The organism is Streptomyces sp. NPDC058457 (assembly GCF_042720695.1).
Lineage (GTDB): Bacteria > Actinomycetota > Actinomycetes > Streptomycetales > Streptomycetaceae > Streptomyces.
This window is the reverse complement of sequence record NZ_JBHXLU010000064.1, coordinates 46489-72033: the sequence shown is the minus strand read 5'-3', so window position 1 is coordinate 72033 and position 25545 is coordinate 46489. Positions and strand designations below refer to the sequence as shown.

Sequence of the window (25545 nt, the reverse complement as noted above, 5' to 3'; positions counted from 1 at the left end):
TTTCAGGGGCGTGCACTTGGCGCCCCTGAAAGGGGCGCGGGGAACTGCGCGAGCAGCCCCCACCGGCCCGCAGCCCGCACTGAACCGGCCTATGACACCGACGTCTGCGGGGGCTGCGCGGAGTCTCCGGGACCGCTGTCCGCCGACGGCCGCGCGGGTGCCCCGGGGGCTGCGCGTTCGCCGAGGTTGAACAGCCGGTCGCGGATCTTCCGCTCGAACTGGCTCTGCGTGGTGGCGATGTGCTCCACCATCAACTCGCTCGCGAGATCGGCCTCCCCCGCGGCGACCGCCTCTGCGATGGCGAGATGCTGTCGTGCGGCGACCTCCAGCGAGCCGGGGGCGTCGCCGTGGAAGAGCAGCACGTCGGACTGGGACGCGAGGCGCCGTACACCGGCGACGCTCGACCGCAGGAACACGTTGTGCGAGGCGGCGCCCACCGCGTCGTGGAAGGCCTCGTCGGCCCGGGCGAAGGCGTGCCCGTCGTTCTGCTGGGCCGCCGTCAGGGAACTCTGCGCGCCCTCCCGGATGGTGCGGACCTCGATGGGGGTGGCGAGGCCCGCGGCCCGGCGGGCCGTCTCGGACTCGATCACCGTGCGGTAGTCCAGCAGCATCAGGACGTCTTCCATGCTCGTCGGCCGGAAGTGCGACAGGTGGTCGTCCACCAGCCCGCCGGACGCCTCCGCGACGAAGATGCCGGCGCCCCGGCGCACGCTCAGCCGGCCGATGGCGGCCAGCACCTTGACGGCCTCACGCGTGACGTTGCGGGTCGCCCCCAGGATCTCGGCCAGGCCCGCCTCCGTGGGGAGCCGGTCGCCCGGCCGCAGGTTCTGCTCGGCGATGTACTCCAGCAGTTGTTCGGCGACCAGTTCGTACCCCGGCCGGTAGGGACCGTCGGAGACCGCTGACGGATCGGCCACGGTGTACCCCCTCCTCCGCGTTCAGATTAATCAGGTTCATCGGCGGTGGCCACTATGACATCCACGTTACGCGTAGGGAAGATGTTGAGCAGAACTGGATTCAAGCACCTGCCGAGACGGGGCGACATCGAAGATATGGGACATTTCATCGATCCATTGCGCCGGAAGGATCGGATCCTTAGGGTCCTGCTCATCAAATGAAGCAGATTCTTCCTCGCCCGGTCGGAGTCATGACCGGCGTTCGTCACCGCGGAAGGGGAGGTGAGCCAGGGTGCAGCGCTTCGCCGCCGTCATCCGGCTGCGCCCGGAGAAGGAGTCGGAGTACCGCGCACTGCATGCGGCGGCCTGGCCGGGTGTGCTGGCGGCCCTCAAGCGTGCCCGCATCGGCAACTACTCGATCTTCCTGCGGGACGGGCTGCTGTTCAGCTACCTCGAGTACGCGGGGAGCGACTACGCCGCCGACACCGCGGAGATCGCGGCCGACCCGGTGTCCCGCGAGTGGTGGGCCCTCACCGACCCCTGCCAGCAGCCGCTGGACGCCGCCGCCGAGAACGAACGGTGGGCCCCCGCCGAGGAGATCTTCCACCTCGACTGAGGGCCCCCGCCGGGACGCCGGGTCAGCCCGTCGCGTCCACCAGTGCCAGCTCGTGCAGGCGCTCCGGCGGGCCCGGACGGGCGTAGTACCAGCCCTGGGCCGTGTCGCAGCCCAGTATCCGGAGTTGTTCCGCCTGGGCGCCCGTCTCCACGCCCTCCACCGTGACCGCGAGGTCCAGGCTGTGGGCCAGGGTGACGATGCCCTCCACGATCTTGAGGTCGACCGGATCCGCCGGGAACTGCTGCATGCTCTGGGTGAAGGAGCGGTCCAGCTTGAGGATGCTCACCGGCAGGCGGCGCAGGTTCGCGAGGTTCGAGTAACCGGTGCCGAAGTCGTCCAGGGCGATGTCCACGCCCATCTCGGCGAGGCGCCGCAGGGGTTTGAGCAGGTCGTCGTCGGCGCCGATGAGCGCCGACTCGGTGACCTCCAGGCAGAGGGCGTCGGGGGCCACTCCGGTCCGCTCCAGGATGTCCACCGTGTCCTGGACCAGGCCGGGGTGGCTGAGCTGGCACGGGGAGAGGTTGACGTTGATCCGCAGCGGGCCGGCGGCGGAGTCCTCGCCATAGCGTTCTCGCCATTCGCGGGCCTGGCGGATCGACTCCTCCAGGACCCAGCGGCCCAACGGGACGATGAGACCGGTGTGTTCGGCGAGCGGGATGAACCGGTCGGGGCCGAGGACACCGTGCTGCGGATGCAGCCACCGGACCAGGGCCTCGGCGCCGCGGACGCTGCCGTCGCCGAGGTGGACCAGCGGCTGGTACTCGATGAAGAACTCGTTCCGGTCCAGCGCGGCGGGCAGCGCCGTGGTCAGGCCGTGGCGGGTGATCGCGCGGGCGTCCGCCTCCGGGTCGGCGAGTTCGGAGCGGTTGCCGCCCGCCGACTTGGCCCGGTACATCGTGATGTCGGCGCTGCGCAGCACCTCGGCCGGGGTGCGCTCGCCCGCCGGGCCTTCGACGATCCCGATGGAGCCGCGGACCATGAGGTCACGGCCGTCGATGCTGATCGGGGTGACCAGGGCGTTCATGATGCGGTCGGCCAGGTCGTCGACCTCGCGCTGGGTGGCCGGGCCGGTGGTCAGCGCCACGAACTCGTCGCCGCCGAGCCGGGCGACCATCTCGCCGGGCGCGGTCGCGCAGGACTGCAGCCGGTCGGCGACCTCCACCAGCAGCCGGTCGCCGGCCGAGTGGCCGAGGCTGTCGTTGACGGTCTTGAAGCCGTCCAGGTCGAGGTAGCACAGCCCGAACCGCTGGCCCTCGCCGGCCGACAGGGCCTTCTCCAGGCGTTCGAAGAACAGCGTGCGGTTGGGCAGGCCGGTGAGCGCGTCGTGGGTGGCCTCGTAGCGCAGCCGGAGGTTGAGCAGGCGGCGCTCGGTGGTGTCCTCCATGAGGGCCAGCTGGTACTGCGGGTCGCCGTCCGCGTCCCGGAGCAGGGAGACGGTCAGGTTGGTCCACAGGACCGTTCCGTCGGAGCGGTTGAAGGCCTTCTCGACGTGGTAGTGCTCGCGTTCGCCGCGCACCAGCTCCTCGTAGAGCCGCCAGGTCTGCGGCGCGTCCTCGGGATGCGCCCACTCCAGGACGTTGCGGCTGCGCAGGGTCTGCTCGGAGCCGCCGAACATGCGCAGCAGCGCGCCGTTGACCTGCAGGACGTTGCCTTCGAGGTCGGCGATGCCGATCCCTATCGCCGCACCCTCGAAGACGGCGCGGAAGCGGGCCTCGCTGGCGTGCAGCGCCTGCGCGACCACACCCTGGGCGCGCAACGCGGCCTGGGCGATGGCCTCCTGCTCGGCCAGCGTGCGTTCGCGCAGTGCCTGGGCGAACCCGGCGGCCATCGCGTGCTGGATCCGCGAGGAGCGCATCCGCAGCTCGTCCTGGGGGCCGTCCTCGCCGCAGTACAGGACCAGATACGCGTCGACGCAGTCGAGGGTACGGGTGAGCGCCTCGGGGTCGGTGCAGTGCGCGTCGATGAGCGCGGCGCCCACCTGCCGGGCCTCGTCGGCGTCGAAGCCGTGCGCCAGCAGGATCTCACTCAGCCGGCGGGCCAGCGGCAGCAGTTGTTCCTCGAACTCCGGGCGGGTCAGGGACGTCGAGGTGACCGGGAACACGGCCCGGCTCCAGATCGTCGCGAACCTGCGCAGTCTGTCCTCCGGGCCGCCCGGCTCCGCGGTCACGCCGCGATCCCCACGCCGGCGAATCCGGCGAAGGCATACGGATCCTCGTCCTCCGGCGCCGACTCCGGCCGCCAGTGGGGCATCGGCACCAGTCCGGGTTCCACCATGTCGTACCCCTCGAAGAACCGCGCGACCTCGTCGCGCGAGCGCATGATCAGCGGGTTGCGAATGTCCTTGTATACGTCCACCGCGCCCTCGGCCCGCTCGGCCGGCAACGGGATTCCCTCGTACGAGGCATGCGTGAGAACAAGCAGGCTGCCGGGCGCGAGTGCGTCGCGCAGCTGTGCCACTGCCCCGTACGGGTCGTCCGCGTCTTCCACGAAGTGCAGTATGGCAACGAGAAGCAACGCCACTGGCCGATTCAGGTCGATGAGGCGCTCCACCTGAGGGCTGGACAGGATCTCCTGGGGCTTGCGGAGATCGGCCGCCACGACGTCCGCGTCCTCGTTGCCCTCCAGGACGGCGTTGCTGTGCGCCACGGCAACCGGGTCGTGGTCGACGTACACCACGCGGGCGCCGGGGTGCGCCGCCTGCGCGACCTCGTGGACGTTGCCGAAGGTGGGGATGCCGGAACCGATGTCCAGGAACTGGTCGATGCCGGTGCCCACCGCGTGGCGCACGGCGCGGCGCATGAACGCCCGGTTGGCCTGCATGATCTTCGGCAGGCCGGGCAGGTGCGTCATCGCCTTGCGGGCCGCTTCCCGGTCGACCTCGAAATTGTGCGAACCGCCCAGGTAGTAGTCGTAGATACGCGAAACGCTCGGCACCGAGATGTCGATGCTTCGTGGGGCCCAGGCGGGACGCTCCATGTATCTCTCCAAGGCTGAGGCGATCCGGTGTTCGAGCAGAGGCTACTGATCGTCTGCGAACAGGGCGAGCCGAAACGGAAATTGACCGTCCGTTCCCGGTCATGGCCTGGGAATTCGGTGTTCGGTTTGGGGCGCGTTCGGTTTGTTCGTCGGGTGCGGGTGATTCGTGGTTGCTCGCGCAGTTCCCCGCGCCCCCAAAGGGGCGCTCCGCATCGCGTACGCCAAGAAGCCCGCCCCCTCCGTGCGGTGTGGAGGGGGCGGGCGGTCGTGCGCCGTTGTGTTGTCGTGCGGGGCGGTCAACGCTGGGGAGGTGATCCCTAGCTGGCCGGCGCGCCGACCAGCTTTCCTTCGGGCGAGACGGCGTACCACGTGCCGCCGACGCCCTGGCCGTTGGTGTCACCGGCCTTGGCGTCACCGGAGAAGGTGTAGATGGGCCAGCAGTTGACCGTCTGCTGCTTCGCGCCGTTGTCGGGGCGGGTGAAGCCCATCAGGCCCTTCTTCACGATGCCCTTGGTGTCGCTGGAGGCGACCTCCGCGACGGCCGGCCACTTCACCAGGCAGTCACCGGTGCAGTTCGAGACGACCTTGGGCCACGCCTTGTCCTTGATGAAGCGGTAGACCGTCATGCCGTTCTTGTCGACGATGATGTCGCCGAGCTTGGCGTCCTTGCGGACCGACAGGCCGGGCAGCGAGGCCAGCGTGGCCTTCTTGCCGTCGGGGGCGGCCGCGAACCACTTGCCGCCCACGCCCTGGCCGTTGACGTCACCGGCGTTGACGTCCTTGGCGTAGCGGTACACCGGCCAGCCTGCGACGGTCAGCTGCTTGGTGCCGTCGGTGCGGGTGACCTCGCCGAGCAGGGACTTGTCGATGCCCTCACCGGCCGTGGCGTCGTTGGCGGGCACCGGCGGCCAGGTGGTGGCGCAGTCGCCGTCGCAGTTCGACTTGGGGGGATTGGCGGTGTCGGCATCGAAACGGTAGAGGGTGAGACCGCTGCCGTCGGTCAGCACCTTGCCCAGGTCGGGGTTGCTGGCCACGGTCAGCTTGCCGGCGGGCGCGACCGCGGCCGGGGAGCTGGAGGCCTGGTTGCCGTCGGCACCGTAGCCGTTGCCCGCGCCGGTCGAAGCGGAGGGGTTGGTGATGCTGCCGATGCCGGCCGGGGCCGTGGCACCGACGTTCTGGGCCGCCGAGGACGGAGTGGTCGCGTTGTTCGAACCGCACGCCGTCGCGAACACCATCACCCCCGCGGCCGTGGCCACCAGCGAGGCGCTCCTCCACGAGGTCTTCATCGTCAACTCCCCATAATCGCCTGGTTATTGCAGCGCCTCTGCGCCGCCGCACGACACCAGGTACGGATGCCGGGGGCCGAAGTGTTCAACGGGCGCACAAATTTCTTTCGGCACACTGTGGCCGTGGACCGCCTCCCGCACGGGCGTACGCTTCGAGCCATTCGCGGGACGGTGTGATTCAAACCGGTTTACGCCGCATGTCCCCCGTTCGGGCCAATCACCCGGTACTCCGGCGTGCGACGGCGCCCGACGCCCCATGATCTCCGTCGTGCATGCACCCGAAGCGACCAGACTCGCGCCCGTCCCAAGGGTGTTGGCCCTGCTGACGCTGACGTGGACCCTGGTGGGCTGCCCGGTCGGCACGGCGTCGGCCGACGCCTGCGCCTCCGCCTCGACGGGCCCCGACGGCATTCACGCCGTGGCCGTCGCCGGGGGCTCCTGGCCCACTCCCCCACCGTGTCCGGCGCCCACCCCGCCGCCCTGCCCCACGCCCACGCCGACTCCGACACCTACCCCGACGCCGAAACCGACACCGACACCGACACCGAAGCCCACCCCCAAACCCACCCCAACGCCCAAACGGCCGCGCCCCACCCCGCCGGCGCCGCGCCCGGCACCACCGCCGCCACCCCGGCGGGCGCCGGCCCCGAAACCCACGCCGACTCCCACCCCGCCACCGGCCCCCCGGCCCCGGCCGAAGCCGACGCCGACCCCCACCCCGTCGCCGAAGCCCACCCCGCGGCCCTCGCCGACCCCGGTGACCTACCCGCCGTACCACGTCCAGTCGACCGGCGCGGCGGCCCCGAACCGCACCTCCCCGGTCACCTACGTCCTGCTCATCGCCGTACCCGCGATCATCGCCGTCGCCGCGTTCCGCGCGCGCTGACGGCCGGCCCACTGAATCCTGGAGGCTTCCGTTGCCGGATTGGCTTGTTCTCGTCCTCGCGATGCTCGCGGCCGTCGCCGTGGTCGTGATCATCACCCTCGTTCGCGACAAGAGGGCGGCGGAGGGCGAGGATCCCTCCGAGACGCCGGACGTCATCGAGTACATGACCATGTGGATCGGCGTCATCTACGCCATCGTCCTCGGTCTCGCGGTGGCCGGGGTGTGGGAGGCCCGCAGCGCCGCGCAGGACCATGTGCAGGCGGAGGCGCAGGCGCTGCACGAGATCTACGAACGGGTGCGGGTGTATCCGCCCGACACCCGTGACCGGATCCGGGCGGACGTCGACGCCTACGCCGCCCAGGTCGTCGACAAGGAGTGGAAGGAGATGGCCGACCACGGCCGGCTCTCCCAGCGCGGTGCCGATCTGCTCGCGCAGATCCGTCAGGACGTCACCGACTACGAGCCGAAGACCGACTTCCAGGCACAGGCCTACCAGCCGCTGGTGGACCAGGTGGCCGCTCTCGACCAGGCGCGCAGCGCCCGGGCCGACTCGACCGGGGCGACGATGCCGAACGTGGTGTGGATCGGGCTGCTGGCCGGAGCGGCGATCACCATCGGCATGGTCTTCGCGCTGCAGATCAGGCGCACCCGGCGCGAGCTGATCCTGGCCGGCCTGTTCTCCGCGACCATCACCTTCATGCTGTTCCTGATCTGGGACTTCGACGAACCGTACAGCCGCGGCATCACGGCGACGGCACAGCCGTTCCTGAACCTCTTCCCGCACATCAAGGGGTAGCGAGGTTCAGGAAGCACCCCCGGGGGACACGGCGCCACGCCGTCGACGTCCCCCGGACGGCCCAACCGGCTCCCCCGTTCGCACTACTGCGTTCGCGCGCGTGTGCGGATGTTTCTAGCGTTCCGATCATCGAGGTGCATTCCCGGCACTGGCGGAACAGGTCCGCATGCTGCTCCTCGGGGACCGGAGGAACCACCATGCGCGCGATACGCGTTGCTTCGGCCGCACTGCTGGGTGTCGGTGCTCTCGCCCTCTCCACTCCGGCCATCCTCGCGAGCGACAGCGGCGACGGGGGCCGGGACGGCACACCCTTCGGCTTCCGGGTGACGCCCTCGACCGTGACGGCGGGCGGCCGGGTGAGTCTGCACCTGGACCGCGACAGCGGCTGCCGGGGCGCCGCGACGGTCACTTCGGGTGTGTTCGACACGGTCCGCATCCCGTCGGAGCGGGACTCGATGACGGCCACGGTCGACCGGAGCGCGAAGTCGCAGGCGTCGTACCGGGTGACGTTCAACTGCGACGGGTCCAGCGCGTCGACGGAACTGGCCATCGCGAGCGGCACGTCGGCCGGACACGGCGACGGGCATACGGACGGACGCACCGACGGGCACGCCGACGGAAACGGGCACGCCGACGACCAGAGCGGCGGGAACGACGGCGGACGTACGGACGGGCGCACCGACAGCAGTACGGGCGGGCACAGCGACGATCCCACCGACGACTCCACGGACAGCCGCACCGACGCCTCCACGGACAGCCGCGCCGACGCCGGTACCGACGGGCGCACGGACGGTGGTTCCGGCAGCGGCGAGTCGCTCAACCCCCAGCCCATTCCGCCCGGGCGGGGTGTCCAGGCCGGTGAGGGCGGCAGCATCGGCGGATTCGACCTCAGGGAGATCGGCCTCGGCGCGGTGCTCGTCCTGGGCTCGGTCGGTACGGCGTACCGGCGCTCGCGCAGGCACGCCCGCGGGGACGGCGCCTGATCATGACGTGGCCGGACGGGCCTGTGCCCCGGTCCGCCGAGGGACCGGGGAACGGGCCCGTCGGCTCAGATCCGCTTCTCGCTCCGGCGGCGCACCCAGAACCCGCAGCCGGCGAGAACGGCCGCGCCCACCAGGCCGCCGCCGATCGCCATGTCGGTCGGGGTGGCCCCGGTGGAGACACTGCCGCCGAGTCCGCCGCGTACCCCGCCGAGCACGAAGAACGCGGCCGGCCGGAGCAGGGTGCGCCCGTCGCAGCGGACGGTCAGGTCGTAGGGGCCCGGGCTGGCGTTCCGTTCGATGGTGGCGACACCGCGCGCCATGTCGCCGCCGAACGGGAACAGCGGTGTCGTACGGAAGGCGCGGGAGGTCATGACGCCGCTGCGGCAGTTGTTGACGGTGACGGTGAGCCGCTGGCCGGTGGCGATCGACCGGGGCTGGGCGACGATGTCACGCGCGCCGTCGCCCCGGCCGTCGAAGTTGTCGAAGCGCCCGTCACCCCTGCCGTCGAAGTCGTCGAAGCGCCCCTCCCCGCCCCGACCTCCGAAGTCGTTGTTGAAACGCCCGTCACCGCCCCGTCCACCGGAGCCGTTGTTGAAACGCCCGTCACCGCCGAACCCGCCGACGCCGAACCCGGGGACGCCCACTCCGGGAACCGCGACTCCAGGCACGACACCGACACCGGCGACACCAGGGGCGACCCCGACACCACCGACACCACCGACAGCGCCGACACCACCGACTCCGGTCCCGGGGGCGACGCCCGTCCCACCGACGACCGGGGCCTGGGTGTTGGGCGGGCCGCCGGGGTTGCCCAGGCCGTCGGCGACGGCCACGGGGGCGGCGGCGCCGAGAACGGCGACCACAGTGCACGCGGCCGCCAGCGCACGTGAGTTTCGCATCTCTTCCTCCGCGGAAGGCGCCCCGGGAACGGTCCCCGGTGGATCGGCGAGAAAGCACCTCCCGAATAGACCCTCAGATGCCCTGAACACGCCCGCATTTCGAGAATGGTCCGTCCTGGTGAGGGGACACGCCGAGCGAAAAGCGCACAATCGGATATTGCCGCAGGTCACGGACTGTCAGAAAAAACCTGAGAACGGCAACTCGGATGGCTCACCGGAATACCCGCGGGCCACCCGTTCGCTCGTCGCCCCGTCGCCGCACGCGCGTGGGGGACTTAGCTTTTTCCCATGCGCGATACGGATCTGAAGGCGGCCGCGGCGAGAGGGGATGGCGAATGTCTGCGTCCGAACTTTCCGAGGTGGCGGAAGAGGAGGAGCGGCGGCGGAAGCGTGCCCCCTGGGGCGTGATAGCGCTCGTTCTGCTGACCGGTCTGGCACTCATTCGGAACGGTTCGGGAGAGTTCGACGTCGGTCCGCCGCAGCCGGCCTCGGCCGCCGCCCCGGACAGCCGTAGCACGGTCCCGGGCACCTTCGCCACGGCGCCCGCCCCGCTGCCGTTCGCCACGGCGGACCGGATCAGGATCCCGGCGATCCGGGTCGACGCACCGGTGATGCCGGTGGGTCTGGACACGGACGGCTGGGTCGCGGCACCGCCGCCGGAGGACCCGAATCTGGCCGGGTGGTTCACCGGGGGTGTCTCGCCCGGGGAGAACGGCACGTCCGTCGTCGTGGGCCATGTCGACAACACGAAGGGCCCGGCGGTCTTCTACGGACTCGGTTCCCTCAAGAAGGGAAACCGGATCGAGGTCGACCGCCAGGACGGCAGGACGGCCGTGTTCGAGATCTACGGAATCGAGGTCTTCGCGAAGGCCGGTTTCCCGGGCGACCGGGTCTACGGTTCCAAGGGCACACCGGAGTTGCGGGTCATCACCTGCGGCGGCGGTTTCTCGAAGCAGAACGGCTACGACGGGAACGTCGTGGTCTTCGCCCGCCTGGTCGAGGCCCGCTGAGGCCACCACCGGGCGGGCGCGGGCCCGTTCACATGCGGCGGCGCGGCACGGTCAGGTGGTAGCCGTTGTCCAGCAGATAGGGCAGGTACTCGCGCAGGGCCTGGACGCTCTGCGAGCGGTCGCCCCCGGCGTCGTGGGAGAGGACCACGACACCGGGGGCGGCGCCGTTCTCGATCGTGTCGACGATGGTCTGGGTGCCCGGCACGGTCCAGTCGGTGCTGTCCACGGTCCAGGCCATCGGCTCCATGCCCATCTCGGCGCCAAGTTGGAAGGCCGCACGGTTCCAGGCGCCGTAGGGCGCGCGGAACCACTGCGGGCGTTCGCCGTAGGTGTCCTCGATGGCGTCGCTGGTGCTCGTCATCTCGTCGCGGATCTCACTGCGGTCGAGGGTGGTCAGCAGCGGATGTGTCCAGGTGTGGTTGCCCACCACATGCCCCTCCTCGGCCATCCGCGCGACCAGTTCCCGGTTCACCACGATGCACTCCCCGCACAGGAAGAACATCGCCCGCACGTCGTACTTGGCGAGAGTGTCCAGGATGTGCGGGGTGTAGTTCGGGTTGGGGCCGTCGTCGAAGGTGAGCATCATGCGTCTGCCGCTGCGGGAGATCTCCGTGATGGGTTCCTTGCGGACCTTGAGCCTGCCCGGCCCGGTGGGCGGCGGGCCGTATCCGGTGAGCGGCTGGAGCCGGAAGGCGGAGGACTTGAGCGCCGGGCGGGCCTGTGCCCCCGCGGCCGGGGCGACTCCGCCCGCCGCCTCCTCGGAGCTGCTCGCCAGCACGATTCCCGCGGTACCCGCGGCTCCCAGAGCGGCGCCGCCGGCGAGCAGCAGCCGGCGTCGGGTGAACAACTGATCCTTCTGCATGAGTCATCAGTCGCCCGGCGGGGGTCCGGCGCACCACTTCGACACCGGTGCGGCGGCGGGAAAGCACCCGCACGGACCAGCAGAGGGAGGTTTCGGTAAGAAAAGATCAAAAAACATCAACGGCGGCGGACCAGCGGGAAGGGAAGCGTCTCGCGGATGGTCAGGCCGGTGAGGAACATGACCAGCCGGTCGACGCCGATGCCGAGCCCGCCGGTGGGCGGCATCGCGTATTCGAGGGCGTCGAGGAAGTCCTCGTCGAGCTCCATCGCCTCGGGGTCGCCGCCGGCGGCGCGCAGCGACTGGGCGGTGAGCCGGCGGCGCTGTTCGAGGGGGTCGGTCAGCTCGGAGTAGGCGGTGCCGAGTTCGGTGCCGAAGGCCACCAGGTCCCAGCGCTCGGCGAGCCGCGGGTCGGTGCGGTGCTGCCGGGTGAGCGGGGAGACGTCGGTCGGGAAGTCCTTGTAGAAGGTGGGCAGCTGGGTCCGCTCCTCCACCAGGCGCTCGTACATCTCCAACACCACGTCGGCGGGCCCGTCGTCGGCGGTGTACGGCACCCCGACGCGGTCGCAGTGCCGGTGCAGCCGCAGCAGTTCAGTGCCGGGGCCGATCTCCTCCCCCAGTACGTCGGAGATCGCCCCGTACACGGTCCTGACCGGCCAGGTACCCGAGATGTCGTACTCCTGCCCGTCCCTGCGGGCCACCGAGGCGCCGAGGGCGGCGGTCGCGGCGCCCTGGATCAGTTCGCGGGCGAGGTCGAGCATCACGTCGTAGTCGGCGTACGCCTGGTAGGCCTCCAGCATCGTGAACTCGGGGTTGTGCTTGTGGGAGACGCCCTCGTTGCGGAAGGTCCGGCCGAGTTCGAAGACCCTCTCCAGACCGCCGACGCAGAGCCGCTTCAGATAGAGCTCGGGGGCGATGCGCAGGTGGAGGTCGAGGTCGTAGGCGTTGATGTGGGTGGTGAAGGGGCGGGCGTTGGCGCCGCCGTGGATCTGCTGGAGCATCGGGGTCTCGACCTCCAGGTAGCCACGGTCCAGGAGACCCTGGCGCAGCGCCTGTACGGCGGTGGAGCGGGTGCGGACCACGGCGCGGGCGGCGGGGCTGGTGGCGAGGTCGAGGTAGCGGCGGCGGACCCTGGCCTCGGGGTCGGCGAGGCCGCGGTGCTTGTCGGGCAGCGGGCGCAGGCACTTGGCGGTGAGCTGCCAGTCGGTGACGAAGAGGGTCGGTTCGCCCGTGCCGCTGACGCCCGCCCGGCCGGTGGCGGTGATCTGGTCGCCGATGTCGGTGTCGGCGGTGAAGCGGTCGAGGGCGGGTCCCGACCCGTCGCGGGTGAGGGCGAGTTGGCGGTCCCCGGACCAGTCGCGCAGCGTCACGAAGACGATGCCGCCGAAGTCGCGGACCAGCATGATCCGCCCGGCGACGGTGGCCGTCTCGCCGTCGCGCACGTCGGCGAGGGCCCGCGTCGGCCGGCCGGTGGCCACCGGGTAGGGGTCGACGCCCGTCGCGCGCAGCCGGTCCAGCTTGCGGCGCCGGACCCGGAACTGGTCCGGCAGGCCGGCGTCCGGTGCGCCGGGCCCGGTCTCGTCCCCTCCTTCGACACCGGGCACCGGCGCGGACGGCGGCGCCTCGACGGGCCGCGGTCCGGTCTGCGGGTGCCCTTTTCCCCAGAGTTTGCGCAGGGACGGTACGGGGACGAAGCCTTCGGCGATTCCGGAGGCGAGGCCGATCCGGGCCAGGGAGCCGGCGTCGCCGTAGCAGAGGAAGCGCGGGTACCACTCGGGGCGGTACTTGGCGTTGGAGCGGTACAGGGCCTCCAGCTGCCACCAGCGGGAGAAGAACAGCAGCAGCCGGCGCCACAGCCGCAGTACCGGTCCGGCGCCGATGCGGGCGCCCTCCTCGAAGACCGAGCGGAAGACGGCGAAGTTCAGCGAGATGCGGTGCACGCCGAGTTTGGGGGCGGCCGCGCACAGGTCGGCGACCATGAACTCCATGACCCCGTTGGGGGCGGTGCGGTCCCGGCGCATCAGGTCGAGGGAGACGCCGTCGGCGCCCCAGGGCACGAAGGAGAGCAGGGCGAGCAGTCTGCCGTCCTCGGCCATGGCCTCGACGAGCAGGCAGTCGCCGTCGGCGGGGTCGCCGAGCCGGTCCAGGGCCATGGAGAAGCCGCGCTCGGTCTCGGTGTCGCGCCAGGCGTCGGCCCTGTCGACGACCTCCTCCATCTCCGTCTCGGTGAGGGTGGCGTGCCGGTGGATGCGGCAGCTGGCGCCGGTGCGCCGGACCCGGTTGACGGCCTGCCGGGTGACCCGCATCTCGCGGCCGCCCAGGTCGAAGCCGGCGACGTGCAGGATCGCCTCGTCACCGAGCTGGAGGGCGCCGAGGCCGGCGCGGACGTAGGCCTTGGCGCCGTCCTCGGAGGCTCCCATCACCGCGGGCGCCCAGGCGTGCCGGCGGGCCACGTCCAGCCAGGCGGCGATGGCGTGCGGCCAGGCCTCGGGGTCGCCGACGGGATCCCCGCTGGCCAGGCAGACGCCGGCCTCGACCCGGTAGGTGACGGCGGCCTTGCCGCTGGGCGAGAAGACGACGGCCTTGTCGCGCCGGGTGGCGAAGTAGCCGAGGGAGTCCCGCTCGCCGTAGGCCTTGAGGAGGGCGCGGATGCGGGCCTCCTCGTCGCCGTGCAGGGCCGCCTCCAGGCGCTGTGAACGGAACAGGGTGGCGGCGGCGTTGAGCAGGGCGAGGGCGCCGAAGAGGCCGAGCAGGAAGGCGACGAAGCGGGGCGGGCGGCCGCCGTAGCTGCCGACGGAGACCAGGCCGCCGCAGACCCGGTCGGCCGCCCAGGCCAGGTGCTGGCCGTGCGGGAGCGAGCCGGGGAAGAGCGAGACCAGGCCCCAGCCGGCCAGGATCGCCACCACCAGCCCGATCAGCAGGACGCCGAGGGCCCGGCGTACGGCGGCCCTTCGGGAGGCGGCGTAGAACTCCCGGCGGGCAACGATCAGCAGGGCGAGGGCGAGTCCGCAGACCACCAGTGAGCTGAACGAGTACCAGTCGAAGCCGAAGACGACGGTCAGGACGTCCGCCAGCACCAGCAGGCCGAGGTAGATCACCACCAGCCACCAGGCGACCTTCTTGCGGGCGGCGGTGGCGCCGCCCAGCAGGAACAGGAAGACCGCGTAGGCCAGGTTGGGGCTGACGGGCACCACGACGGCGTCGACGAAGTGCACGACCGGGTGGAGCAGCACGCGCAGCGGGGCGACGAAGGAGAGCAGGGCGCACAGCAGGGCGAGGGTGCCGAAGAACGTCCCGAAGGCCTCCGGCACCCAGGTCAGCCGCCCGTCGCCGGGCGGGCGTATCGGGCCCGCCGGCTCCCTGCCCGTGGCGGGCTCCACGGCGGCACTCATGGTCCGACTGTAGGAAGGGCCCGCCGGGCCCGCCCGTCGAGCGACCTCGGACCGGCCGGCGGGCGGCTGCGGGTTGTGGGTGGTTGCCCGCGCAGTTCCCCGCGCCCCTGACGGGTCGCCGTGCAGCCCCCTGCTTATAGGGGCGCGGGGCTGTATCAATGTGCGGCTCCGCCGCGTGGGCGCGACCAGCCCCCACCGGCCCGCATCCGTACGGCGGGCCGCCCCGGACACCCACCGGACCTGTGTATTCCGATAGCCTCGGAGCGTGGCGGATCAACACCAGTTCGAGCGGGGCACGGACGGCCCCAAGGTCATCGTGGTCGGCATGGACGGCTCGGACTCCTCGTGGCGCGCGACCTCCTATGCCGCCGGTCTGGCCCGGCGGCAGCACGCGCTGCTGGCCGTCGTGTACGTCCAGCCGGTCCTGGCGGCCGGGGCGGTGCTCGGGGCACCGGTGGCGGAGACCACCGACGAGATCGCGGAGGACCTGGTCACGCAGATCCGGGACGCGGCCGAGCGGCTCAAGGGGATATTCGAGGTGCGCTGGGAGTTCCACACCTTCCGCGGCGACGCCTACGGCGGACTGGTGAAGGCGGCCGACGAGCTGAAGGCCGACGCGGTCGTGGTGGGCGCCTCCGAGCAGGCCGGCCACCGGTTCATCGGCTCGGTCGCGATCCGTCTGGTGAAGGCGGGACGGTGGCCGGTGACGGTCGTGCCGTAGCGGGTGCCCGCAGGAGCAGCAGCGGGGTCGCCAGGAGCAGGATCCCGGCCGCGGCGATCGCGGTGCGCGGGCCGGTGAGGCTCGCCAGCAGGCCCCACAGGGCGGTCATGGCGGCCGTGGTGGCCTTGCCGGTGATCGACCAGGCGGACAGGGTGCGGGCGACCCGGTCGTCGGGGGTGTGCTCCAGGCGGCGGGTGGCGTACACCGGGCTGTAGACGGCCGAGCAGGTGATCACGCCGAGCTCCAGGACCATCACCAGCAGCAGTCCGGGCAGCCCGGGCCCGACGAAGGCCAGCCCGAGGGGCCAGACGGCGCGCAGGGCGCTCGCGGCGCGCAGCACCCGCCACTGCCCGTACCGGGCGACCAGCGGCCGGGCCAGCCGGGCGCCGACGAGGCCGCCCAGGCAGGGCGCGGCGAAGGCGAGGCCGTACTGCCAGGGGGCGAAGCCGAGCGTGCCGAGCATCAGGACGGCCAGTGGCGGCACGGCGACCATGATCAGGGCGTTGCCCGCGAGGCTGTTGAAGAAGAGGGGCCGAAGGGCCGGGCTGGCGAGGATGTACCGCCAGCCGTCGAGGAGGTCGCCGGCGCGCAGGCGCTGCGTGTCCCTGGGCGCGGGGCGGGGCTCGCCACCGCCCACGGCCCGGATGCCCAGGGCCGACAGCAGGAAGCTGGCCGCGTTCGCCGCGACCGTGGTCACCGGGCCGAACAGGCCGATCGCGGCGCCGCCGAGGGGCGGGCCGAGGACCAGCGCGGTCCAGTTGGTGGACTCGAAGCGGGCGTTCGCGGTGAGCAGCCGGTCGGCCGGGACGAGGGACTTCAGGAAGGCGCCGGAGGCCGCGCCGAAGGTGATGTCGGCGGCCGCGACGACCACCGAGACCAGCAGCAGCTGGCCGAGGCTCAGGGCGCCGAGCGCGTAGGCGGCGGGGACGGTGAGCAGTGCGGCGAACCTGATCAGGTCCATGGCCATCATCACCGGCCGCTTGCGCCGGAACTCCACCCACGGCCCGAGCGGGACCGCCGCCACCGCGCCCACGGCCGGCCCGCTCGCGGCGAGCAGCGCCACCTCGGCCGACCCGGCGTGCAGCGCGATGACGGCGATCACCGAGAACGCGTCGAAGGCGAGGTAGGTACCGAGCGCACTCACCGAGTACGCGGCCCACAGCCACCCGAACCGCCGATCCATGCACAACCTCCCGTTGACCCGGGACATGAAAACGTGCAGGTGGCCGCCGAATCAAACAACTTCCGGGCCCGCTGCCACAACCACCGGTTGTACGGTGTGGACGTGGACCTCACCGCCGTGCGCACCTTCGTCACCGTGGCCGAATCCGGGCAGTTCCAGGAGGCCGCGGCCGTGCTTGCGGTTACCCAGCAGGCCGTGTCGAAGCGGGTCGCGGCGCTGGAGAAGGAGCTGGGGGTGCGGCTGTTCACCCGGACCGCCCGGGGCGCCGAGCCGACCGCCGACGGCCGGACCTTCCTGCCGCACGCCCGCGAACTGCTGCTGGCCGAGGAACGGGCGGCCGCCTCCGTACGGCGCGGCCGACGTCCCCTGCGGGTCGACGTGGTCGGCGCCCGGCTCGCCCCGGCGGCGCTGCTGCGCGGCTTCCACGAGGCGCACCCGGACCTTCCGCTGGACGTCGTCACCCTTTTCGACGTGGACTCGGCGCTGACCGCGCTGCGCTCCGGGGCGGTCGACGCGTCCTTCCGGGCCGTCGCCATGCCCGGCCGGCCGCTGCCCAGAGGTGTCGAGGCCGCCCGGGTGTACGACGAGCCGGTCCAGCTGCTCACCGGCCCGGGGCACGCCCTGGCCGGCCGGACCTCGGTCACCCCCGGGGAGCTGGCCGGGCACCGGATCTGGATCCCGGGGATCGTGGACGGCACCGAGTGGGCCGCGTACTACGCCTCCCTCGCCGCCGAGTTCGGGCTCGCCGTCGACTCCTCCGGCCCCAACTTCAGCGGGGCGTTGCAGGACGCGCTCGCGGGCTCCGACACCCTGGCGACCCTGGTCAGCGAGCAGACCCGGCTGACCTGGCCGGACGGCCACGACCTGCGCCGGATCCCGCTGCTCGACCCGACCCCCCTCTACCCGCACTCCCTGCTGTGGGCCGCCGCCAACCCGCACCCGGCGCTCACCGCCCTGCGCACCCATCTCGCCGACACCCGCCCGCCGCACACCGCCGCCCGCACCTGGACGCCGGGCTGGGCCGAGACCGTGCGTGGCGCCTTCCGCCCCTTCAAGGAGACCGAGGTCAGCGAGGGGCCCCAGCCGGCCGGACGTTAGAGGCCACGGAGGAAGCCGAGCAGGAGGGCGTTGAACTCCTCCGGCTTCTCCAGGTTCGGATAGTGGCCGACCCCTTCGACGACCTCCGCGCGGCCGTTTCGGACCTCGCGGGCGAGGCGTTCGGCGGCGGTGAGCAGGTCCGCGGGTTCCCAGCTGCCGTTGATCGTGAGGACCGGCATGTCGATCTTGGGTACCCGGGGCCAGGAGTCGGTCACCGGGACATGCCAGTCCGGCTCGCCGGGGGTGTGCTTGGAGATCGTGCGCAGGGCCATCTCCCGCAGTCGGCGCGGGATGTCCGGGTCGAGGTCGGCGACAGCACGGCGCTCGCCGGCCACGCCCCGCAGGAAGGCGTCGAGCCAGCCCTCGATGTCGCCGGCGCCGAGGGTGCGGGCGTACTCGGACTGGAGTCCCTTGTGCCAGCTGTCGGTGTACCGGAAGTCGCCGGTCGCCGCACCGCAGGTGACCACCGCGCGGGCCAGCTCGGGGTGTTCCAGCGCCGTGTCGGTGGCGATCACCCCGCCCATGGACAGGCCGACGAGGACGGCGGGCCCCGCGTCCAGATGGCGCAGCAGCTCCGCCAGATCATCGGCCCAGCGGAATGGCCTGCTCGCGTTGGCGGAGGAGCCGTGGCCTCGCACGTCCGGGGCGATCACCCGGAATTCGGCGGCGAGTGCGGGAATCTGCGCATGCCAGAAGCGGTGGTCTACGTACCCGGAGTGGAGCAGGACCACCGGGTCGCCGGAGCCGGTGTCGAGGTAGGCGAGGTCGCCGTCGGAGGACGGGAAGAAGCGGACGTCCGCAGCACCATTCATGACAACCAAGGTGTCACCTTCGGGAGACTTTGACAACCTGGTTGTCATGAAGCCTTTGACACCTCGGTTGCCATGACGGCGCGGTGCATGATGGCCGGGTGAACGACATCGACAAGCCCCTCGCCCCCGACGAGCTGGGCGAGCGCATCACCGAGGTGTTCGATCTGATCGGCCCGCTCTACCGGCGCGCCTTCCGCAAGATCGAACAGGGCGAGCAGGTCGAGGGGGCCTCGGTCGGAGTGCGCTCGGTGCTGGACCTGCTGCGCCGGTACGAGCCCATGACGGTCCCCCAGATGGGCCGGATCATGGCGCTGAGCAGACAGTTCGTGCAGCGCATGGTGAACGACGCGGTGGCCCGCGGCTGGGCCGAGGTCACCCCCAACCCGGCGCACCAGCGCTCCTCGCTGATCCGGCTGACGGACCAGGGCCGGGCGACCATCACCGCGGTCCTCGCCCGCGAGCACGCCCTGAACCGGCAGGTCGGCGGCGACCTGACCGACGCCGAGATCACGGCGTGCGTACGGGTGCTGAAGCAGCTGCTGGTGACGTTCGACCACGTCGACGTGGAGTGACCGCCGCGTGACCACCGCTACTCCCCCATGACCAACCCGTCCTTGGCGGCCCCGCGGCTGAGCACGACGTCCCGGATGGCGTCGCGGGTGGCGGTGAAGTCGGCACCCTGGCCGATGGCCGCGTCGAGGTCGACGACCCGGCCCGCGTCGAGGTCGTAGAGCTGCGGGATGAACTCGGCCTTGGCCACCTCCCAGCGGCCGCCCGGGCGGGTGGGCGGGGTGAAGGTGAAGCGGGCGAGGGTGGACTCGTTGCCGCGCGGGTCCTGCCGGCCCTGGCTGTTGTACATCTCGCCGGCCATCTGGTCGCCGAGGCCGTAGACCACCCAGGTGCCGTTGACCTTCTCGTACGCCTGCGGGATGTGCGCGTGGGTGCCGAGGAGCAGGTCGATGTCGGGGCGGCCGCCGGTGCGCGCGGCGGTGAGCCGCTTGGCGAGGGTGAGCTGCTGCTGGTCGGGGGCGTCGGTCCCCTCGGTGCCCCAGTGCACGGAGACGACGACCACGTCGGCGCCGGCCTGCCGGGCGGCGCGGGCGTCGGCGAGGACGCGGTTCTCGTCGAGGAGGCCGACCGCCCAGGGCTGGCCGGGTGGCAGCGAGTTGCCGTTGACGTCGTAGGTGTAGGAGAGCTGGGCGACCCGGGCCCGGCCCGCGTTCATCAGGGTGAGGGTGCCGGCCTCGGCATCGGTGCGGGCGGTGCCGGAGTGCCGCAGGCCCACCCGGTCCAGCGCGTCGAGGGTGCGCTGGATGCCCGCGGCGCCGTCGTCGAGGGCGCGGTCCGAGGCGGTGGAGCAGCCGTCGTAGCCGGTGGCGGCGAGGGCCTCGGCGAGCTGCGGCGGGGTGGTGGGGCCGGCGTGGGCGCCGTCCGCGCCGGTGACGGCCGCCAGGTGACAGAGCGCCAGATCGGCTCGGGAGACAATGGGTTCGACGCCGGCGAGCATCGGGCGGAAGTCGTAGCCGTTGCCGCCGGCGTCGAAGTTCGCGTGGTCCACCGCGGACTTCTGCGGCATGACGTCGCCGCCGGCGACGAGGGTGAAGCCGCCGGTGGCGGGCACCGCCGGTGCCGGGTGGCCGGGCGGGACGGCACGCTCCTCCCGCACATGGTTCTGACAGGCGGCTGCGGCGGCGAGAAGGGCGGTCAGGGCCAGGGCCGCCTGGCGTCTGCGATTGATCATCAGGAGCACCCCAGAGTCGCAAGCCTTGTCCGATTTACAGATCAATGGGTACGAAGGTGAGGGCGGCCGCAAACAACTCAGGCGCCCCGATTGACCCATCCGGGTCGGGTAAGGGGTGTGACGGACCGTTCGTCGCACCGTTCGCCGACGCGATCGACCGTCCGCCGCACATCCCTGTGCACCCCCTGTCCCCCGGCCGGACCCTGCGATGCCATACGGCCATGACGGCCGGAACCACCCTTCCCCACGGGACGACGACCGCCGAGCACGAGCTCGTCGCACTCCAGCGCGACCACGGCCGACCGCTCTTCGCGCTGCTGCTGCGGCTCAGCGACGGGGACCGGCAGCGGGCCGAGGACCTCGTCCAGGAGACCCTCGTACGCGCCTGGCAGCACCCCGAGGCGCTGCGCGCCGACGCCTTCGACTCCGTGCTGCCCTGGCTGCTGACCGTCGGCCGGCGGCTCGCCATCGACGCGCGGCGGGCCCGGCAGGCACGGCCCGCCGAGGTGCACGACGCCGTCCTGGAGAACACCCGGGCCATCGGCGACCACGCCGAACGCGCCGCCGCGGCGCTCGACGTCCGGGAGGCTGTGAAGACTCTCACCCCGGAACACCGTGAAGTCCTGGTGCTGGTGTATTTCCAAGGGGCGAGTGTTGCGGAAGCCGCCGAGACCCTCGGGATTCCACCCGGTACCGTGAAGTCGCGCGCTTACTACGCGCTGCGCGCTCTGCGCCGGGTTCTGCCCGGTTATGCACCCGACCTGCGATGAAACCGTAAGCCAGGTCAAACCTCGGTAAAGCGCCTTGCTGAGGACCATGTTTGGGCAATCAGCTGTCTTCATCCGTGTTCCGCACCGGGAGAGGGACGGACCCTGGGTCGGGGCCACGCGCGCGCACCGGAGGAAGGCAGGACGGGATGCTGCACAGAGGTCAAGAGAGCACGGACGGGGCCGGAAGCGGGGAACTGGCGGTCCCGATGGCCTGGTTGTACGCCGAGTACATCGCCGACGAACTGCTGCGCACCGGCGATCTCATGCCACCGACATCCTTCGAGTTCCGGGCCGGCCGTGACGCGCTGGCGCTGACCATCTTCCTCTCCGACACGGACGGCGAACTGTCGGGCATCCGGGTCGTGTCCCAGTTGGAGACCTGGCTTTCGCTGACGGCGTACGACCAGCCGTGGCAGGACTGGGTCGGGGAACGTATGGCTGTAGTGACCGCCGAGGCGGCCGAGTCGGGCGGGCCGTCACCGGACCTGGATCTGGCCGCCGCCGCCTGGCGCTGGCTGGAGGAGACCGAGCTGCTCGCGCCCGACCTGGACGCGGTGCCGGGCGGCGGTTCGGTGTTCGGCGAGGACGACGGACCGAAGGTGTGGACGGCCGCCTGGCGGCTCGGTCTGCCCCTCGGACACCTCGCCATCCATCTTTTTTGATTCAGGACCAATCCGCGGGCCCGGCCGCTCCGAATCCGTTGATTACGATTCTGTACGTGGCTTGAGTGAAACGGCTGCCGACTGCGTACGGGTGGGAGCAAGGAACAACGAGTAACCCCCACCCGCACCCATCGGCACGAGGATTCGGCATGAGGTCCCTGGAAAGGCATCGCGACGTCGGCGCGTACGCGCTCGGCGTGCTGGACGAGGCGGAGGCCTTCCGCTTCGAGGACCATCTCATGGAGTGCCCCAGCTGTACGGCACACGTGACCGAGTTCGGCCCCGCGGCACGGCAGTTGATGCTGTACCGCCGGGCCACGCCGCGCTTCGTGCATCCCATGGCCCAGCCCGGCCCCCGGCTCCTCGACCGGCTGCTCGCCGAGGTCGCGACCCGGCACCGGGCCAAGCGCCGCAAGCTGCTGTACGGCCTCGCCGCCTCGGTGGTGTTCGCGGTCGCCGGCCCCGGCATCGCGACCTACGTCGGCCACGACGCCGCCCCGGCCGTGCAGGTCACCGCGGCCACCGACGCGCAGTCCGGCATCTGGGCACAGGTGAAGTCGCAGGACACGGACTCGGGCAGCACGATCGAGCTGGAGGTGAAGGACCCGGACGGGCCGCGCTCCTGCCGTCTGGTCGCCGTCGGCGACGACGGCTCCGAGCAGATCGTGACCACCTGGGCGGAGCGGGACCACGACGACCGGGTGAGCACCATGACGGGCGGCTCCTCGATGCACCCGGACGAGATCGACCGCTACGAGGTGCGCGACGCGGACGGACAGCGCCTGGTGACCCTGGACCCCAAGTGAGCGCCGGCTACCTGAGCAGCCGGGACATCCGGCGGTCCGCGAGCGGCTTGCCGCCGGTCTGGCAGGTCGGGCAGTACTGCAGCGAGGAGTCGCTGAAGGAGACCTCACGGATGGTGTCGCCGCAGACCGGGCAGGGCTCGCCGGTCCGGCCGTGGACGCGCAGCCCGCTCTTCTTCTCGGCCTTGAGCCGCCCCGCCGCCAGGCCGTGGGAGCGCTCCACCGCCTCGGTGAGGGTGGTGCGCAGCGCCTCGTACAGCCGGTGCGTCTCCTCGGGTGTCAGGGACGCGGCCAGCTTGAACGGGGACATCTTCGCCGCGTGCAGGATCTCGTCGCTGTAGGCGTTGCCCACCCCGGCGATCAGGCTCTGGTCGCGCAGGGCGCCCTTCAGCTGCCGTCGCTCGTCCCCCAGCAGGGCCGCCAGGCGGGCCTCGTCGAAGTCCGCGGCGAGCGGATCGGGGCCGAGCCGGGCGATACCGGGGACGTCCTGCGGGTCCCGGACGATGTACACGGCCAGCTTCTTCTGGGTGCCGGCCTCCGTGAGGTCGAAGCCCGCACCGGTCTCCAGGGCCGCCCGCAGGGCCAGCGGGCCTTTCCCAGGGCGGGGCAGCCCGTCCGGCAGCCGGTCCTTCCACTGGAGCCAGCCCGCGCGGGCCAGGTGGGTGACGAACCGAAGTCCGCGGTCACCCTCGAGGTCCAGGAACTTGCCGTGCCGGTGCACGGCGACGACCTCGCTGCCCTCGAAGGCGCCGACCGGCGGGTCGTACGTCTTCAGGACACTGATGGCGACCGGCAGGACACGCACGACCTCGCGGCCGACCAGGTTCTCGGTCAGGAAGTCCCTGAGCGCTTCGACCTCGGGCAGTTCGGGCATGCGTCCAGAGTGCCATCCGCTGCGCCTACGCTCCGCCGGAAGTGCCGCATCGGGTCGTCTTACGGCGGCGGCGCCGTGGGGGCTGGTCGCGCCCACGCGGCGGAGCCGCACATGTCCCGGCCCCGCGCCCCTTACGGGGCGCTGCCGTCGTCCTTCTCCGGCATCCGGAACTCGCACCACACCGCCTTGCCGCCGCCGCGCGCCTCCACGCCCCACACGTCGGCGATCTCGTCGACGAGCAGCAGCCCCCGCCCGGACACCCCGTCCTCGCCCGCCTCGCGGCGGCGCGGCAGGGCGCTGGAGGAGTCCTCGACCTCGACGCGGAGCCGGCGGTCGCCGCCGCCGAGGACCCTGAGGGTGACGATCGCGGAGCCCTCGGTGTGCATCAGCGCGTTGGTGATCAGCTCGTCGGCGACCAGCTCGATCTCGTCGGCGCGGTCCCCGGCGCCCCAGGCGCGGACGGCCGCGCGGACCATGTGCCGGGCCAGGGCGAGCGCCTCGGGGTCGCCGGAGGCCACGTGCTGCTGGAGGCGGCCGACGGCCTGTGCGGTGTCGGAGCCGCGGCGGCGCAGCAGGAGCAGGGCCACGTCGTCGTCACCGCCCCGCTCGTCGGCGATCTCGATCAGCAGGTCGGCGAGGTCCCGCACGTCCTCGGGCCCCTCGGCGACCTGCTCGGCCAGGGCCCGCATGCCGTCCCCGAGGTCGGCGCCGGGCTGTTCGACGAGCCCGTCGGTGCACAGCAGCAGCGTCTCGCCGGGGTCGAGCTCCAGGGTGCACACCGGGTACTCCAGGCTCTGGAACTCGGCGGACAGACCGAGGGGCAGCCCGCCCTCGACGGGGACCCGGCGGCAGCCGCCGCCGTCGGCGGAGCGGACCAGCGGGTCGATGTGCCCGGCGCGGACCACCTGGACGACACCGGTGGCCAGGTCGGCCTCGGCGTACAGGCAGGTGGCGAAGCGGTCGGTGTCGAGCTCGTCGAGGAAGACGGAGGCGCGGGCCATCACGGTGGCCGGGGCGTGGCCCTCGGCGGCGTAGGCGCGCAGCACGATGCGCAGCTGGCCCATGACGGCCGCCGCGTGCGTGTCGTGGCCCTGGACGTCGCCGATGACCGCGCCGACCCGGCCGCCGGGCAGCGGGATCAGGTCGTACCAGTCACCGCCGATGTCCCGGCCCAGGGAGCCGCCGGCGCTCGCCGAGCGGTAGCGGACGGCGACGTCGGCCCCGCGCACGCTGGGGATGGTGCGCGGCAGCATCGCCTGCTGGAGGCCCTGCGCGAGGTCCTTCTCCTGCTCGAAGAGCATGGCCCGCTGCAGGCTCTGCGCGATGCTGCTGCCGAGGGCGACCAGGACGGCCCGCTCCTCGCTGGAGAAGCCGTGCCGGTCGTTGTAGAGCAGGCCCATGGCGCCGATCGGGCGGGCCTGGGCGATCGGCGGCAGGTAGGCGGCCGAGGTGATGTGCAGGTCGGTGATGTGCGGCCACAGTATCGGGTAGCCCTCGGCGAACTCCTCCGGCGACTCGATGAAGCACGGGCTGAGGGTCCGCACCACCTCGCCCATCGGGTAGGGCTCCTCTATCCGGGTGATCCGGGTGCCGGGCACGAAGCTGCCGGCCGGCCCCTCGGCGACCAGCCGGATCCGCCCGGCCTCGACCAGGCCCATCACCAGGCTGGTCGCGCCCAGGTTGGGGATGCCGTGGGTGTCCTTGAGGACGTCGATGACCTCCTGGACGCTGCTGGCGTGCGCGAGCGCCGCGGTGACCGCCTGGACGACGCCGGTCTGCCGGCGCAGCGCCTGCCCCTGGGCGTCCCGCAGGTTGCGCGCCTCGCTGTCCTCCAGCTCCTGGGTGGCGTCCCGGACGATCCCGACGACCCGGCGCGGGCGGCCCGTCTCGTCGCGCCGGATGTAGCCCTGGGTGTGGGTCCAGCGCGGGGTGCCGTCGCGGCGCCGGATGCGGAAGTACGTCCCGTAGTTCTCGCTGCCGTCCTTGATGGCCTGGGAGACCACCGCGTCCAGCCTGCTGGACTCCGCCGGGGGCACCCGGGCGGCGAGGGTCTCGGGGCGGCCGTCGTACTCCTCGGGGGTCAGGTCGAACACCTCGTACGCCTGGGCGTCCAGGTGGAACAGGCCGGCATCGAGGTCCCAGTCGAAGGTGCCCATGCGGTTGAGCGCCAGGATCAGGTGGTCCGGGTGGGCGGGCCAGTCGTCCGGGAGTGACGGAGCCCTCGCTCCCCGATCAGCCATGGGGCCACCATGCCAGGGGAACCCCATATGGGCAATTCCTCC

At 71.9% G+C, this 25545-nt stretch carries 23 protein-coding genes; 11 read left to right on the top strand and 12 right to left on the bottom strand.

Annotation, left to right across the window (positions count from 1 at the left end):
* Nucleotides 1-89 precede the first annotated feature (89 nt).
* Nucleotides 90-917: a FadR/GntR family transcriptional regulator gene (locus ACFWPS_RS37205; RefSeq protein WP_383713726.1), complete on the bottom strand. Its 828-nt coding sequence runs from the start codon at nucleotides 915-917 to the stop codon at nucleotides 90-92.
* A gap of 271 nt (nucleotides 918-1188) precedes the next feature.
* Between ACFWPS_RS37205 and ACFWPS_RS37200 the strand changes: the two genes are divergently transcribed.
* On the top strand, nucleotides 1189-1512 hold the full coding sequence (locus ACFWPS_RS37200) for an L-rhamnose mutarotase (protein ID WP_383713724.1): 324 nt from the start codon (nucleotides 1189-1191) through the stop codon (nucleotides 1510-1512).
* Nucleotides 1513-1534: 22 nt separating this feature from the next.
* On the opposite strand, the gene ACFWPS_RS37195 is transcribed toward ACFWPS_RS37200, so the two are convergent.
* The 3 genes from ACFWPS_RS37195 to ACFWPS_RS37185 form a co-directional block, all read right to left on the bottom strand.
* The gene (locus tag ACFWPS_RS37195; protein WP_383713722.1) at nucleotides 1535-3679 is read right to left on the bottom strand and encodes a putative bifunctional diguanylate cyclase/phosphodiesterase; all 2145 of its coding nucleotides are present in this window, start codon (nucleotides 3677-3679) and stop codon (nucleotides 1535-1537) included.
* A complete protein-coding gene (locus ACFWPS_RS37190; RefSeq protein WP_383713720.1) occupies nucleotides 3676-4488 on the bottom strand; it encodes an SAM-dependent methyltransferase in 813 nt (270 codons plus the stop codon). Before ACFWPS_RS37190 ends, ACFWPS_RS37195 begins: the two co-directional genes overlap by 4 nt.
* Nucleotides 4489-4805: 317 nt before the next feature.
* On the bottom strand, nucleotides 4806-5774 hold the full coding sequence (locus ACFWPS_RS37185; RefSeq protein ID WP_383713718.1) for an SCO0930 family lipoprotein: 969 nt from the start codon (nucleotides 5772-5774) through the stop codon (nucleotides 4806-4808).
* 757 nt (nucleotides 5775-6531) lie between these two features.
* On the opposite strand from ACFWPS_RS37185, the gene ACFWPS_RS37180 reads away from it, so the two are divergent.
* The 3 genes from ACFWPS_RS37180 (at nucleotide 6532) to ACFWPS_RS37170 (ending at nucleotide 8439) form a co-directional block, all read left to right on the top strand.
* A complete protein-coding gene (locus tag ACFWPS_RS37180) occupies nucleotides 6532-6660 on the top strand; it encodes a hypothetical protein (RefSeq protein WP_256216080.1) in 129 nt (42 codons plus the stop codon).
* Between the two features lie 31 nt (nucleotides 6661-6691).
* On the top strand, nucleotides 6692-7456 hold the full coding sequence (locus ACFWPS_RS37175) for a DUF4239 domain-containing protein (RefSeq protein ID WP_383713714.1): 765 nt from the start codon (nucleotides 6692-6694) through the stop codon (nucleotides 7454-7456).
* Between the two features lie 197 nt (nucleotides 7457-7653).
* On the top strand, nucleotides 7654-8439 hold the full coding sequence (locus tag ACFWPS_RS37170; RefSeq protein WP_383713711.1) for a hypothetical protein: 786 nt from the start codon (nucleotides 7654-7656) through the stop codon (nucleotides 8437-8439).
* 65 nt (nucleotides 8440-8504) lie between these two features.
* Here ACFWPS_RS37170 and ACFWPS_RS37165 read toward each other — a convergent pair whose 3' ends face one another.
* Nucleotides 8505-9338, bottom strand: coding sequence for a hypothetical protein (locus tag ACFWPS_RS37165; RefSeq protein WP_383713708.1), 834 nt, complete (start codon nucleotides 9336-9338; stop codon nucleotides 8505-8507).
* Nucleotides 9339-9673: 335 nt separating this feature from the next.
* Here ACFWPS_RS37165 and ACFWPS_RS37160 point away from each other — a divergent pair, with 335 nt between their 5' ends.
* Nucleotides 9674-10348 carry a class F sortase gene (locus tag ACFWPS_RS37160; protein WP_383713705.1) on the top strand — a complete coding sequence of 225 codons (675 nt, stop codon included), beginning with the start codon at nucleotides 9674-9676 and terminating at the stop codon, nucleotides 10346-10348.
* 28 nt (nucleotides 10349-10376) lie between these two features.
* Here ACFWPS_RS37160 and ACFWPS_RS37155 read toward each other — a convergent pair whose 3' ends face one another.
* Complete coding sequence (locus ACFWPS_RS37155) at nucleotides 10377-11210, bottom strand: polysaccharide deacetylase family protein (RefSeq protein ID WP_383713702.1); 834 nt, start codon at nucleotides 11208-11210, stop codon at nucleotides 10377-10379.
* Between the two features lie 116 nt (nucleotides 11211-11326).
* Nucleotides 11327-14599 (bottom strand): bifunctional lysylphosphatidylglycerol synthetase/lysine--tRNA ligase LysX, encoded by a 3273-nt coding sequence (gene lysX, locus ACFWPS_RS37150; protein ID WP_383713700.1) that lies wholly within the window; start codon nucleotides 14597-14599, stop codon nucleotides 11327-11329.
* Between the two features lie 265 nt (nucleotides 14600-14864).
* On the opposite strand from lysX, the gene ACFWPS_RS37145 reads away from it, so the two are divergent.
* Nucleotides 14865-15320 (top strand): universal stress protein, encoded by a 456-nt coding sequence (locus ACFWPS_RS37145; protein WP_383713697.1) that lies wholly within the window; start codon nucleotides 14865-14867, stop codon nucleotides 15318-15320.
* Here ACFWPS_RS37145 and ACFWPS_RS37140 read toward each other — a convergent pair.
* Nucleotides 15256-16503 (bottom strand): MFS transporter, encoded by a 1248-nt coding sequence (locus ACFWPS_RS37140; protein WP_383713695.1) that lies wholly within the window; start codon nucleotides 16501-16503, stop codon nucleotides 15256-15258. The genes ACFWPS_RS37145 and ACFWPS_RS37140 overlap by 65 nt on opposite strands.
* Nucleotides 16504-16605: 102 nt before the next feature.
* On the opposite strand from ACFWPS_RS37140, the gene ACFWPS_RS37135 reads away from it, so the two are divergent.
* The gene (locus ACFWPS_RS37135) at nucleotides 16606-17601 is read left to right on the top strand and encodes a LysR family transcriptional regulator (RefSeq protein WP_383713739.1); all 996 of its coding nucleotides are present in this window, start codon (nucleotides 16606-16608) and stop codon (nucleotides 17599-17601) included.
* Here the strand turns inward: ACFWPS_RS37135 and ACFWPS_RS37130 are convergent.
* Nucleotides 17598-18413, bottom strand: coding sequence for an alpha/beta fold hydrolase (locus tag ACFWPS_RS37130; RefSeq protein ID WP_383713692.1), 816 nt, complete (start codon nucleotides 18411-18413; stop codon nucleotides 17598-17600). The genes ACFWPS_RS37135 and ACFWPS_RS37130 overlap by 4 nt on opposite strands.
* A 98-nt stretch (nucleotides 18414-18511) precedes the next feature.
* Here ACFWPS_RS37130 and ACFWPS_RS37125 point away from each other — a divergent pair, with 98 nt between their 5' ends.
* Complete coding sequence (locus tag ACFWPS_RS37125) at nucleotides 18512-18985, top strand: MarR family winged helix-turn-helix transcriptional regulator (RefSeq protein ID WP_383713689.1); 474 nt, start codon at nucleotides 18512-18514, stop codon at nucleotides 18983-18985.
* Between the two features lie 17 nt (nucleotides 18986-19002).
* Here ACFWPS_RS37125 and ACFWPS_RS37120 read toward each other — a convergent pair whose 3' ends face one another.
* Nucleotides 19003-20154 (bottom strand): CapA family protein, encoded by a 1152-nt coding sequence (locus ACFWPS_RS37120; protein WP_383713686.1) that lies wholly within the window; start codon nucleotides 20152-20154, stop codon nucleotides 19003-19005.
* Nucleotides 20155-20375: 221 nt separating this feature from the next.
* On the opposite strand from ACFWPS_RS37120, the gene ACFWPS_RS37115 reads away from it, so the two are divergent.
* The 3 genes from ACFWPS_RS37115 to ACFWPS_RS37105 all read left to right on the top strand — a co-directional run bounded on the left by ACFWPS_RS37115 (nucleotide 20376) and on the right by ACFWPS_RS37105 (nucleotide 22392).
* A complete protein-coding gene (locus ACFWPS_RS37115; RefSeq protein ID WP_383713684.1) occupies nucleotides 20376-20924 on the top strand; it encodes a sigma-70 family RNA polymerase sigma factor in 549 nt (182 codons plus the stop codon).
* A 146-nt stretch (nucleotides 20925-21070) separates the two neighbouring features.
* Nucleotides 21071-21586: a hypothetical protein gene (locus ACFWPS_RS37110; RefSeq protein ID WP_383713681.1), complete on the top strand. Its 516-nt coding sequence runs from the start codon at nucleotides 21071-21073 to the stop codon at nucleotides 21584-21586.
* Nucleotides 21587-21735: 149 nt separating this feature from the next.
* Complete coding sequence (locus tag ACFWPS_RS37105) at nucleotides 21736-22392, top strand: zf-HC2 domain-containing protein (RefSeq protein ID WP_383713678.1); 657 nt, start codon at nucleotides 21736-21738, stop codon at nucleotides 22390-22392.
* Nucleotides 22393-22399: 7 nt separating this feature from the next.
* On the opposite strand, the gene ACFWPS_RS37100 is transcribed toward ACFWPS_RS37105, so the two are convergent.
* Entirely contained in the window at nucleotides 22400-23263 is an 864-nt protein-coding gene (locus ACFWPS_RS37100; protein ID WP_383713675.1) for an Fpg/Nei family DNA glycosylase, read from the bottom strand.
* Nucleotides 23264-23394: 131 nt separating this feature from the next.
* Complete coding sequence (locus ACFWPS_RS37095; RefSeq protein WP_383713673.1) at nucleotides 23395-25503, bottom strand: SpoIIE family protein phosphatase; 2109 nt, start codon at nucleotides 25501-25503, stop codon at nucleotides 23395-23397.
* Nucleotides 25504-25545: the final 42 nt, after the last annotated feature.

Bases quoted from the DNA above. Each gene is read 5' to 3' on its own strand.
- ACFWPS_RS37100 (WP_383713675.1), bottom strand. From the start codon at position 23,263: ATGCCCGAACTGCCCGAGGTCGAAGCGCTCAGGGACTTCCTGACCGAG.
- ACFWPS_RS37140 (WP_383713695.1), bottom strand. From the start codon at position 16,503: ATGGATCGGCGGTTCGGGTGGCTGTGGGCCGCGTACTCGGTGAGTGCG.
- ACFWPS_RS37130 (WP_383713692.1), bottom strand. From the start codon at position 18,413: ATGAATGGTGCTGCGGACGTCCGCTTCTTCCCGTCCTCCGACGGCGAC.
- ACFWPS_RS37120 (WP_383713686.1), bottom strand. From the start codon at position 20,154: ATGATCAATCGCAGACGCCAGGCGGCCCTGGCCCTGACCGCCCTTCTC.
- ACFWPS_RS37155 (WP_383713702.1), bottom strand. From the start codon at position 11,210: ATGCAGAAGGATCAGTTGTTCACCCGACGCCGGCTGCTGCTCGCCGGC.
- lysX (WP_383713700.1), bottom strand. From the start codon at position 14,599: ATGAGTGCCGCCGTGGAGCCCGCCACGGGCAGGGAGCCGGCGGGCCCG.
- ACFWPS_RS37105 (WP_383713678.1), top strand. From the start codon at position 21,736: ATGAGGTCCCTGGAAAGGCATCGCGACGTCGGCGCGTACGCGCTCGGC.
- ACFWPS_RS37190 (WP_383713720.1), bottom strand. From the start codon at position 4,488: ATGGAGCGTCCCGCCTGGGCCCCACGAAGCATCGACATCTCGGTGCCG.
- ACFWPS_RS37095 (WP_383713673.1), bottom strand. From the start codon at position 25,503: ATGGCTGATCGGGGAGCGAGGGCTCCGTCACTCCCGGACGACTGGCCC.
- ACFWPS_RS37170 (WP_383713711.1), top strand. From the start codon at position 7,654: ATGCGCGCGATACGCGTTGCTTCGGCCGCACTGCTGGGTGTCGGTGCT.
- ACFWPS_RS37110 (WP_383713681.1), top strand. From the start codon at position 21,071: ATGCTGCACAGAGGTCAAGAGAGCACGGACGGGGCCGGAAGCGGGGAA.
- ACFWPS_RS37185 (WP_383713718.1), bottom strand. From the start codon at position 5,774: ATGAAGACCTCGTGGAGGAGCGCCTCGCTGGTGGCCACGGCCGCGGGG.
- ACFWPS_RS37160 (WP_383713705.1), top strand. From the start codon at position 9,674: ATGTCTGCGTCCGAACTTTCCGAGGTGGCGGAAGAGGAGGAGCGGCGG.
- ACFWPS_RS37115 (WP_383713684.1), top strand. From the start codon at position 20,376: ATGACGGCCGGAACCACCCTTCCCCACGGGACGACGACCGCCGAGCAC.
- ACFWPS_RS37165 (WP_383713708.1), bottom strand. From the start codon at position 9,338: ATGCGAAACTCACGTGCGCTGGCGGCCGCGTGCACTGTGGTCGCCGTT.